The organism is Serratia sp. (in: enterobacteria), assembly GCF_046715635.1.
Lineage (GTDB): Bacteria > Pseudomonadota > Gammaproteobacteria > Enterobacterales > Enterobacteriaceae > Chania.
Map to the genome: position 1 here is coordinate 1 of NZ_JBKJYW010000216.1, position 10,820 is coordinate 10,820.

A 10,820-nucleotide genomic window follows, 5' to 3' on the forward strand; every position below is an offset into this window, starting at 1 on the left:
CAGTCAGGAAGAGATAAAATAGATGGGCGATAAGACCAATGTCACTGAAACAGATTTCGTTGATCGTTTAATCCAGGAATGGTTAGACACGGTACCCACTTTAGATTTGTCTGGCCTACCGGTGATCGCCAGAATTGTGCGCATGAGCCACTATATCTCGCAGTTTGTCGATGCCAACTTCGCACGTTATAACCTGACTATTGGCGAATTCGAAGTGCTGGCCGCCCTGGCCCGCAACCCCGACCGCCAGCTTTCTCCCAAAGATCTGCAAGAGAAAATCCTGATTTCCTCCGGTGGCTTATCCAACCGGATTAATCGCCTGGAAAATAAAAAGTATATTGTCCGCATGCCCGATCCTTCAGACCGGCGTGGCGTGATCGTTAAAATCACGCCGGCAGGCCGTAAATTAACCCTGGAAACGGTAGAAACCCATGTGGCAATCGAAAAAGCTCTGATCCAGGGGTTAGGCGCAGAAGATCAAGAGCAGTTGGCGGAGCTACTGAAAAAATTGATCCTCTCGCAGAAATCACAGCTGAATGAAAAAACCAAATCAGCCTGATGTCACTCGGCTAAAGTTAGCCAGAATGACTCTTGCCCCTCACCCCAACCCTCTCCCACAGGGCGAGGGGGCTGACCGGAGCACTGGATTAGCCCGTGCAGCTTCGGAAAGTATAGTAATATCAACGAACTCGATCGGTTCCCTCTCCTGAGGGAGAGGGTTAGGGTGAGGGCGCCTATTGATTAGCCGCTCTCTCACCGCGCAATACCAACCACAGCCCGGCCAGAATCAGGCATAGTCCACCAAAGGCCAGCATGCTGATTGGCTCCCTAGCCACCAAGATCGCCAGCGCAAAGGCCACGATCGGCTCAAATAGCCCCAAGGCAACGCAGGTCGCCGCACTCATGTGTTTCAATGCCAGAGTAAACAGCAGGTAGGCGATGCCAGTAGTACAAATCCCCAGATAAGCGATGATCAACCAGGTTGGCAAGGTCAGTGAGGGCGTACCCGCCATCCCCCAGGCCACCGGCACGGCGATCAGCATGGCGATGGCAAAGGTGTGTTTGGTGATGGTTAACGGTGACGCGATGGCCACCAGCCGCTTGCTGAGCAAGGTATACAGCGCATAGCAAAAACCGGCCCCCAGACAGGTCATCAGCCCGATCGGGTTAATCACCCAGGAAGCCGATTGCGAAAGCACCATCCAGATCCCGCCGCTAGTGGCACACAGCACGCCTCCCCACCACAATGCGCTAGGTGACTTTCTCAACCCGACGGCCTCAAGCAAACCAGCCCAGATTGGCGCGCTACCGATCGTCGTGGCAGTGCCTACAGCAATCCCGGTGGCTTTTACCCCGGCAAAGAAGGCCAGGTTATATAGCCCCATACATACCCCAGCCCCGAACACCAAACCCCAGTACAAATGGCGCTGTGCCGCAACCTGCTGTTCTTCGGTGCTGGTCGTCGCCGTATTTTTGGCCTGGCGGTAAGCAAACAGCAGTTGGAAGAACAGGCAGGCCAGTACCAACCTCAGCGCCCCGAGCCAGTAAGGCGACGCCGAGCCAGGTGCCAGGCTTTGCGCCGTTCCCACCGTCCCCCACAAGAAAGCAGCAGATAATGTTAACAAAACGCCAATTAAAGAGAATTTTTTCATATTGGTGACTTATCCGTAGGCAGAACATCCGCAAGGAATTTATCTTCACGTTAAGATACTTTCCATGCATAGTAAATGCCGAATGCTTTTCCCAATAAGGAATTCACAATAAATGCAGTTAAGATCAAAATTACCGGTACTATTCGTTGCAGGTATTAGACAAAGATCTTACCTTCTTAAAAGTATCTTCACAGAAAGATATTTATCATGAAGATTGATGATGACAGGGGAAGCAAATGGATGTAGCACTAATAATCAGCTTGGCAGTGCTCGTGGTGGCCGGTTACGCCATTGCCAAGAACTACGACACTAAGCTGGTGTTGTTTAGCGCAGGGATCGTACTCATGTTGGCGGCGGCCACCTTGGGCTTACCTATTTTGAGTGCCGGGGCAGGAACGGGCACCGTCTGGCTGGATCCGTTAAAACAAATCGAGCTGGATTTCATCAAGCAGTTTAGCCGGGCAGGCATCATCATCATGGTGCTGTTCGGCTTTTCCGCTTATATGTCGCACATTGGCGCAAACGATGTCGCGGTTAAAATCATGTCAAAACCCATCGCGAAGATCCGCTCCCCCTATATTCTGGTGCCAATCGTATTCTGGATCGGGTCACTGCTGTCATTGATCATTCCCAGCGCCGCCTCTCTCGCCGTAATTTTAATGGCCACGCTTTACCCCATTCTGCGCGTGGCAAACATGTCCTCGCTCAGCGCCGCCGGGGTCATTGCTACCACCGCTACCATCGTGCCCACACCGCTGGGTGGCGATAATGTCGTCGCCGCCAAAATCCTGGGTTTCGAGCACGTGGTGGACTACGTCACTATGCACCATGCCGTTATCTCATTGCCGGTGCTGGTCATTATCGGCATCGCGCACTATTTCTGGCAAAAGTACATGGATAAGCGCCAGGGCGCAGCCGCGTTTACCGACGTCGATGAAAGTAAATTGACCACCAACAGCCAACTCCCTCCGGCTTACTACGCCCTGTTCCCGCTGATCCCGTTATTCCTGATCGTGGTATTTGGCCTGTTCTTCCGCCAGATCAAAATCGGCCTGGTGGAAATCACCCTGTTCTCGTTTGCACTGGCCTTTATTGTGGAACTGATCCGCAAAGGCGACCTGCGCGAACAAATGAAAAATTCGTCGCTGTTCTTCACCGGCATGGGGCAAGGCTTCTCGCAGGTGGTGGTGTTGATCGTAGCGGCCAGCACCCTGGTAGCCGGGTTGACTGCCATCGGAGCCATCAGCACCGTGGCCTCGCTAGTTAAAGAGGTTAATAACGCCGGGATCGGCCTGATGTTTATCTTCTCCGGCCTGACCGCGCTGATCACACTGATCAGCGGTAGCGGTAATGCGGTGTTCTACTCCTTTATTGAGCTGATCCCGTCCATCGCCAATCAGGCTCACGTCGATCCGGTCATGATTGCCCTGCCTATGCAGCTGACCTCAAACCTGATCCGCGCGATATCGCCAGTTTCTGCGGTGGTGATCATTGTGGCATCAGTAGTCAAAGTCAGCCCGATTGAGGTGGTCAAAAGAACCTCGGTGCCGTTGCTGGTCGGGTTTGTCGCCACCCTGATTTTCACGCTGATCCGCTACTCATTCTGAGGAGATGACAATGAGCACTATCGACCCCCGCACCCTGATTAACTGGCGGCGTCAATTTCATGCCTACCCGGAAACCGGCTGGACCGAATTTGCCACCACCGCCCGGGTGATCCAGACGCTGGAATCCATGGGGCATCAAGTATTAACCGGGACACAGGTTATCAATCCCGACTTCGTCCGTGGCTACAATCTGCAGGCGGTAAAGAACTCGCAGGCCGCCGCCAAAGCCGCAGGCATTGATGAAGGCATGCTGCTAAGGATCGGGGATTACACCGGTTGCGCCGCAGTTTTCGATACCGGCAGGCCTGGCCCGGTGGTGGCACTGCGTTTTGAACTGGATTGCGTCAACGTGCAGGAGTCAACCTGTACGTCCCATACGCCACAACAGGAAAACTTCGCCTCTACCCAACCCGGGTTGATGCATGCCTGCGGCCACGACGGCCACATGGCGATAGGACTCGGCGTGGCGCAATGGCTGATGGATCACCATGACCAACTGCATGGCTGCGTCAAGCTGCTGTTCCAACCGGCGGAAGAAGGCGTGCGGGGTGCGCGCCCGATGGCTGAAAGCGGCATTCTGGACGATGTGGACTTCTTTGCCTGCGGCCACCTGGGGTGTGACATTCCCAGCAACACCCTCGTGGCTGCGCCAGAGAAATTCCTCTCGACGCTGAAGATCGACATGAGCTTCCAAGGCAAAGCCGCCCATGCCGGTATGGAGCCCCATCTGGGGAAAAACGCCCTGGCGGCGGCCTGCCACACCACGCTGCAACTCCTCAGCCTACCAACACACGGCGAAGGTATGACGCGCGTTAACGTCGGGGTGTTACACGGCGGCGAAGGGCGCAACGTCATCCCAAGCCATGCACAAATGCAGGTCGAAGTGCGGGGCGAGAACGAAAAAATCAATAACTTCATGTATGAAGAAGCGATGCGCCGCGCCCAGGGGGCCGCGCTCAGCTTTGACGTGCAGCTCGAAACCCAGATCATGGGGGAAGCGGTCAACTTCGTGCCCGATGATGAAATGACCGAGCTGATTATGTCCATCGCCAGGGGCATCCCTTCGGTGGAACACGTGCAGCGCAGCATGAATTTTAACGGCAGCGATGACGCCACCCTGCTGATCAAGCGGGTGCAGTCTCACGGCGGCAAGGCGGCCTACTTTGTCATTGGCTCCGATTTGAAGGCTGGCCACCACCAGTCCGAGTTTGATATCGACGAAGACCAGCTGTTCACTGGCTATACCGTCTTCACCCAATTGCTTGAGCGCCTGTTGCTGGCCCGTTGAACGCGGCCTATTTTCCAAGGAGAGAGAAATGAACAAATCGACACTGGCCGTGCTATTGGCAAGCGCGCTACTCGCCCTGCCGATAGCCTCACAGGCGGGTAAACCCCAAGTCACCATCCTGGCGACCGGCGGCACCATCGCGGGCAGCTCAGCCTCCAAGACGGACACCACTGGCTATAAGGCGGGTGCCGTCGGCATCGATACCCTGATCGCCGCCGTGCCTGAAATGGCACAGGTTGCGGAGGTGAAAGGCGAGCAAATCTCCAATACCATCAGCGGCGACGTCAACGACCAGGTGCTGCTTACCCTGAGCAAGCGAGTCAATCAACTGTTGAACCAACAGGGGCAGCAGGGCGTCGTCATCACACACGGCACCGATACCCTGGAAGAAACCGCCTTCTTCCTGGATTTAACCGTGAACAGCAAGCAGCCGGTGGTGATGGTCGGCTCGATGCGCCCGGCAACGGCCATCAGTGCGGATGGCCCAATGAACCTGCTGGAAGCGGTGACGTTAGCCACGACCAGGCAGGCAGAAAACCGGGGAACGCTGGTGGTATTAAACGACCGCATCGGCTCCGCCTTTTACACCAGCAAAACCAACTCCACCACGCTGGACACCTTTAAAGCCACAGAGCCCGGCTATCTGGGGCTGTTTGTCAGCGGGCAACCCAAATTCTATTACACCGCCGCCCAGCCGATCGATAAGCGCTATTTTGACGTCAGTAAACTCACCAGCCTACCGAAGGTTGAAATACTCTATTCCTACCAGGCTCAGGACACCGCCATCCTGGATGCGGCCCTAAAGAGCGGCGCCAAAGGCATTGTCATCGCCGGTAATGGTAACGGAAACGTGTCTACCAATATGGAGGCGGCCATTGGCAAGTTACACCAGCAAGGTATCCCGGTGGTGATGTCCACGCGTACCGGCGCAGGCTATGTCAGCACCAAGTCCTTTGCCATCGGCGCAGGCTTCCTCAACCCGCAGAAATCCCGGGTTTTACTGCAATTAGCTCTGGCGAGTGGCGCAGACCTGCCGCAGATCGCCAGCTATTTTGACCATCAGCGCTAACGCCTGATCCATCCTGTATGGGAGATATTATGTCCTCTAGCTCCGCACCTATTGCCATGATCCTGGATACCGATCCCGGTATCGATGATGCCGTCGCGCTGGTTGCCGCGCTGTTTCATCCGAAAATCGACCTGCGCCTGGTGAGCACGGTGGCAGGCAATGTCAGCGTGGATAAAACCACCAACAATGCGCTGCGCCTGCTGCATTTCCTGGGCGCATCAACGCCCGTAGCTCGCGGGGCAGCGGCTCCGCTGGTACGTAAACTGGAGGATGCCAGCCATATTCACGGCAACTCCGGCCTGGATGGATACGCCTTTGAGGAGCCGACACAGCAGATCGTTGACGGTCATGCCGTTGAGGTGATGCGTGACCTGCTGCTGGCCAGCAAGGAGCCAATCGTCTTGGTGCCGATTGGCCCGTTAACCAACATCGCCCTATTGCTCACGCTCTACCCGGAATGTAAGCCATCTATCGCGCGGATCGTCATGATGGGAGGTTCCGCCGGGCGCGGTAACCATACGCCAAATGCGGAGTTTAATATCTACGTGGATCCCGAGGCCGCCAGCATGGTGTTTGCCAGCGGTATCCCAATCGTCATGTGCGGGCTGGACGTCACCAACCGGGCTACGCTCACCGCCGAGATGATCGCCAGCTTACCGACGCTGAACCGCACCGGGGCCATGCTGCATAGCCTATTCCAACACTATCGGGGTGGGAGTATGAGCCGTGGGCTGAAAATGCATGACCTGTGCGCTCTGGCCTATCTGGCAAAACCCGAGTTGTTTACCACTCAGGCCTGCCATGTGGCGGTAGAGACGCAAGGTGAGCTGACCAGAGGAACGACCTGCGTCGATCTGGCCAACCGTCTGAAACTGCCAGCCAATGCCGAAGTCTGCCTGGAAATCGATGTCGAAGGATTCCGGCAGTGGTTCGTGGAGATGCTCACGCACCCGGCCGTTCCTTGATAATGGCGCGGTTGCTGCAACGGCAACCGCTATCTATCAGCCAACCACTGCACCGGGGCGCACGCCCAGGGTATGGCAGATGGCGTAACTCATTTCCGCACGGTTGAGCGTATAGAAGTGGAAATCTTTGACCCCTTCGCGGCTCAGGATCTTCACCATATCCATGGCGATATTGGCACCGACCATCTTGCGGGTTTCCGCATCGTCATCCAGCCCGGCAAACATGCTGGTCATCCAGCTTGGCACCCGCACGTTGGTCATGGTGGCAAAGCGCTGGAGCTGCTTAAAGTTGGACACTGGCAGAATGCCCGGCACGATTTCTACGTCGATACCAGCAGTCACACAGCGGTCACGAAAACGCAGATAGCTTTCTACGTCGAAGAAGAATTGAGTGATGGCACGGTTGGCACCGGCATCGATTTTACGTTTCAGGTTGATCAGATCTGACTGGGCGCTTTTCGCTTCCGGATGCACTTCCGGGTAGGCCGCGACAGAAATATCAAAGTCGCCGACGTCTTTGAGCAGCGTGACCAGATCGGTCGCGTACATTTCCGGCTTGCCACCGCCTGGTGGTAAATCGCCACGCAGCGCAACGATGTGGCGGATACCGCTGTTCCAGTAATCGGTCGCGATATCACGCAGCTGCGCCGGGCTGGCATCAATGCAGGTCAGGTGAGGTGCCGCATCCAGGCCGGTACGCTCTTTGATCCCTTTGATGATGCTGTGGGTACGGTCGCGCTCACCCGAGTTGGCACCGTAGGTCACAGAAACAAACTTGGGTTTGAGGCTACTCAGGCGATCGATCGACTGCCACAAGGTGTCTTCCATCTCGCTGGTGCGCGGCGGGAAGAACTCGAACGACACGTTAATCTGGCCGTTTAACTCTGCCAGACTCTGATTCAGCGCTTCCCGCTGGTTTGCGTGATAAAAACTCATACCCTGTCCGCCTCTTATCGATCACTGTTTTGCTTCGTCATAATAAGCGTCTATACGTTTAGACGTCTAGATAGAAAATGCCGGATGTTGCCTGAAGAGTCAACAGGAAAGTGAGGGAGATACGATGATTAATCCTCACACTGGATGAGAGAATTTCATGATCGGTCTCTATCCGTCGCCTTTCAAGCTACAGCGTTGTTGACTGTACTGAGTTATTCGCATCCATGGGCTTCCCCTTCGAGGTCACTGTTCACCGTATTCAAATCACCCAGTCACTTAGCTAAACAAGTCCCAGGGGCAGACTAACTATTTGTTTAGTTTGGATTCAGCGTAATATTTTCACCTTGTTGTGAGACGCTAAAACGCGTTTCATAGGAATGCAACGGCGTATCAACAAGAACGCTGTAAGCTTCTCCGGGAATAAAATCAAACTCACCGATACCGGGAATGCATTTGCCAGCTTCTAAAGTTAAAGGGGCAGTAGCGTATGATGTTTCATAGGCATAAGTCTCATTACCATACTTCCATATAGCTACTTTCAAAATATTTTCATCTTTAACTATGTCTGTTTTATCAAAAAAAACACAAATTTTACCGTTTACAACCATTGACCGTGCCGGATATAGGTTAATTTTATCTCCCATCGGGCATCCAGAGAGGAAAAGAGGAAGGATGAAGCATAAATACTTTCTCATAATGGCAATCCTGCACTTCTTATCACTAGTTGAAATTTTGACAATGTATCTTCATCAACTACCCCAATGAAGTTTCTACCTCGATAACTAAAAAAGGCATTTACACCGAATTTTTTGAGATAAAAATAATCAGCAATAATAGAAGCCTGCTGTTCCATCCCATAATAGTTTAAGCGTAGCTTATCAAGTTTGTATTTATAGCTGACGGCCCAACTAAATAATCCTCTTGTTCTAACCCACATTCCTTTTTGGTGTTGCCAAACATGGCTCATTTCATGAATAAATAGATGTTGCATCGCAGGATGCTCATTCGCATAATCATTCCGATACAGTTCTCTCCGGAAATATAACTCTCCATTTGGGGTCATCGCTGTCCGTTATCTTGCATGCCTAATGGTAGATAACTACCGCAATGAATGAAAACTTTCCCATAAAAAATGGTAGTGCCATAAACTGAGTGTGCCAAGTTAACCTCACCAAGCGTTAATGCTCTTTTTATCCCCTCCTGTTGTTGTCCCATCCTGAGAACTCCCTCAAATCCATAGCAAACGATATGAGACTATTTTTTAATCAAAAATACCATAAGAGGAAGCTCAAATAATACTCGTAAATACCTGATTAACGCTCAAGTTGAGCATGGGCATAAGACGCCTTGAATGATTTTGAGTATTGCCAGGAATGGCGATGAAAACAGGAACAGGGGCAGCGAACCGCCGCCCCCTGAGGTTAGTGCGAGGATTTAAAGCAGCTGTGCCAAGCGGTTAAGGTCGGACTGGATGGCTCCAGCAGTCACGTCGCGCCCGGCCCCTGGCCCACGGATCACCAGCGGGTTGTCACGATACCAGCGGCTTTCGATGGCAAACACGTTGTCACAAGGCAGCAGCGAAGCCAGTGGATGTTCTGGCCGCACGGCCTCAACGCCAACACGCGCTTTGCCATTGGCATCGAAACGCGCCACGTGGCGCAGCACCAGGCCCATTTCGTTGGCCGCTTCGAAGCGCTGTAGCATTTGCTGATTCAGCGCATCGCCGTTCTCGAAGAACTGATCGATAGAGCCTTGCTCCGTGCCTGCAGGCACCAGCGACTCCACACGCACCTGGTTAGGTTCAATGTCATAACCCGCCTCACGCGCCAGGATCACCAGCTTACGCATCACGTCTTGCCCAGACAGGTCAACACGCGGATCCGGCTCCGTCAGCCCCTGCTGCCAAGCCTGATCCACCAGTTCGGTAAACGGCACCGTGCCATCAAACTGCAGGAACAACCAGGATAGCGTGCCAGAGAAGATACCGCTGATCGCCAGAATGCTGTCCCCGCTGTCGCGCAGATCGCGCACGGTATGGTTCACCGGTAACCCGGCCCCCACGGTGGCGTTATACAACCAGTGGCGGCCCGTTTTGGCAAACGCATCGCGGATCTGGCGGTAATTGGCACTGCACGAGGCCCCCGCCAGCTTATTGGCGCTGATCACATGGAAGCCATAGCTGGCAAAGTCCAGGTACTGTTCCGCCAAATCCTCACTGGCAGTCACGTCGAGCACCACCAGATCGTCGAACGGGTGCGCCCGCATCCACAGGAACAACGACTCTTCGTCCAGCTCCTGAGCTTCATCTTCAAAGAACGCCAGCGCGCGGCTGGCATCCAGCCCTTCGTAATTGAGCAGGCTGCGACGGCTATCCACCACCCCTGCCAGGCTAAACTCAAAGCCGCTGCGCGCAGAGATATTCTTCTGTTCGCGAGCAAACAGCTCCAACCAACGTGAACCAATATTGCCTTTGCCAAACAGCACCAGGCCAATACGCTTTTCTGCACGGAACAGCGTTTGGTGCAGGCCCTGGATCAGCAGACCGGTCGGCCCCTGACGCAGCACCGCCACCAGGCTGATACCATCCTCGGCCTGCCAGATGAACTCCACCGGCTGATCCTTCAACTGCTGATAGAAACGATGGCTATGCAGCGGATTCTTGCACACGCCCGCCCCCACCAACGCCACCAGCGCCAACCCTTCACGCAGTTGCAGCTCACCCGGTAACCCGGCCTCCTGCAAAATGCGCAGCACGCTGCCCACCACTTCAGAGGTGTAGCAAAGCTGGATCAGGTTACGGTCAGGATGAACCCCTACGGCCAACGGTTTGATCTGCGCGCGCTTGAGCACCAGATCCAACTCTTTCTGCGCCAGCTTGAAGTCATGCTGCGGCGCAACGCTGAGTTCGATCAGGCAGACATCATCGTGGCTGGTGACAATTTTGGCACCGGTACCGGAAGCCAGTACGCGCTCGATACGGGTTGAGCCCTGTTCCGGCTGATAGCTACAGCGCAGTTGCAGATCGATGTCGCTGCCAGACACTGGCTGCAAAGTACGAGTATGCAGCACCGGAGCCGCCAGGCGGGCCAGCTCGCTGGCTTCATCCAGACGCAGCAGCGGCAGCAGGCAGGCATCTTTCACTTTGCGCGGATCGGCGCTGTAAACCCCGGCCACGTCGCTCCAGATGGTGACTCGCTCCACACCGGCCAATGCGCCAACCTGCGTGGCGGAATAGTCACTGCCGTTGCGCCCCAACAGCACGGTTTCACCGCTGTCATTACGCGAAATAAAGCCGGTCACGAC

The 10,820-nt window shown here is 54.5% G+C and carries 10 protein-coding genes; 5 read left to right on the top strand and 5 right to left on the bottom strand.

Annotation, left to right across the window (positions count from 1 at the left end; genetic code table 11):
* Positions 1-22: 22 nt before the first annotated feature.
* Positions 23-559: a MarR family winged helix-turn-helix transcriptional regulator gene (locus ACLQ7H_RS10830; protein ID WP_411752665.1), complete on the top strand. Its 537-nt coding sequence runs from the start codon at positions 23-25 to the stop codon at positions 557-559.
* Between the two features lie 175 nt (positions 560-734).
* On the opposite strand, the gene ACLQ7H_RS10835 is transcribed toward ACLQ7H_RS10830, so the two are convergent.
* Positions 735-1,652 (bottom strand): DMT family transporter, encoded by a 918-nt coding sequence (locus tag ACLQ7H_RS10835; protein WP_411752666.1) that lies wholly within the window; start codon positions 1,650-1,652, stop codon positions 735-737.
* Positions 1,653-1,888: 236 nt separating this feature from the next.
* On the opposite strand from ACLQ7H_RS10835, the gene dcuC reads away from it, so the two are divergent.
* From dcuC to rihC, 4 genes are read left to right on the top strand one after another with little or no spacing between them, the layout of a single operon-like run.
* Entirely contained in the window at positions 1,889-3,259 is a 1,371-nt protein-coding gene (gene dcuC, locus ACLQ7H_RS10840) for a C4-dicarboxylate transporter DcuC (protein ID WP_411752667.1), read from the top strand.
* A 10-nt stretch (positions 3,260-3,269) separates the two neighbouring features.
* Entirely contained in the window at positions 3,270-4,547 is a 1,278-nt protein-coding gene (locus tag ACLQ7H_RS10845) for an amidohydrolase (protein WP_411752668.1), read from the top strand.
* 28 nt (positions 4,548-4,575) lie between these two features.
* The gene (locus ACLQ7H_RS10850; RefSeq protein ID WP_411752669.1) at positions 4,576-5,616 is read left to right on the top strand and encodes a type II asparaginase; all 1,041 of its coding nucleotides are present in this window, start codon (positions 4,576-4,578) and stop codon (positions 5,614-5,616) included.
* A gap of 29 nt (positions 5,617-5,645) precedes the next feature.
* On the top strand, positions 5,646-6,581 hold the full coding sequence (rihC, locus tag ACLQ7H_RS10855; RefSeq protein WP_411752670.1) for a ribonucleoside hydrolase RihC: 936 nt from the start codon (positions 5,646-5,648) through the stop codon (positions 6,579-6,581).
* Between the two features lie 36 nt (positions 6,582-6,617).
* On the opposite strand, the gene metF is transcribed toward rihC, so the two are convergent.
* The 4 genes from metF to ACLQ7H_RS10875 form a co-directional block, all read right to left on the bottom strand.
* On the bottom strand, positions 6,618-7,517 hold the full coding sequence (gene metF / locus ACLQ7H_RS10860; protein WP_411752671.1) for a methylenetetrahydrofolate reductase: 900 nt from the start codon (positions 7,515-7,517) through the stop codon (positions 6,618-6,620).
* A gap of 314 nt (positions 7,518-7,831) precedes the next feature.
* Positions 7,832-8,212: a putative T6SS immunity periplasmic lipoprotein gene (locus ACLQ7H_RS10865; RefSeq protein ID WP_411752672.1), complete on the bottom strand. Its 381-nt coding sequence runs from the start codon at positions 8,210-8,212 to the stop codon at positions 7,832-7,834.
* A complete protein-coding gene (locus tag ACLQ7H_RS10870; protein WP_411752673.1) occupies positions 8,209-8,508 on the bottom strand; it encodes a hypothetical protein in 300 nt (99 codons plus the stop codon). Before ACLQ7H_RS10870 ends, ACLQ7H_RS10865 begins: the two co-directional genes overlap by 4 nt.
* A 443-nt stretch (positions 8,509-8,951) precedes the next feature.
* Positions 8,952-10,820, bottom strand: a 1,869-nt coding sequence (locus ACLQ7H_RS10875; RefSeq protein ID WP_411752674.1) for a bifunctional aspartate kinase/homoserine dehydrogenase II, incomplete at its 5' end; no start/stop codon positions are given.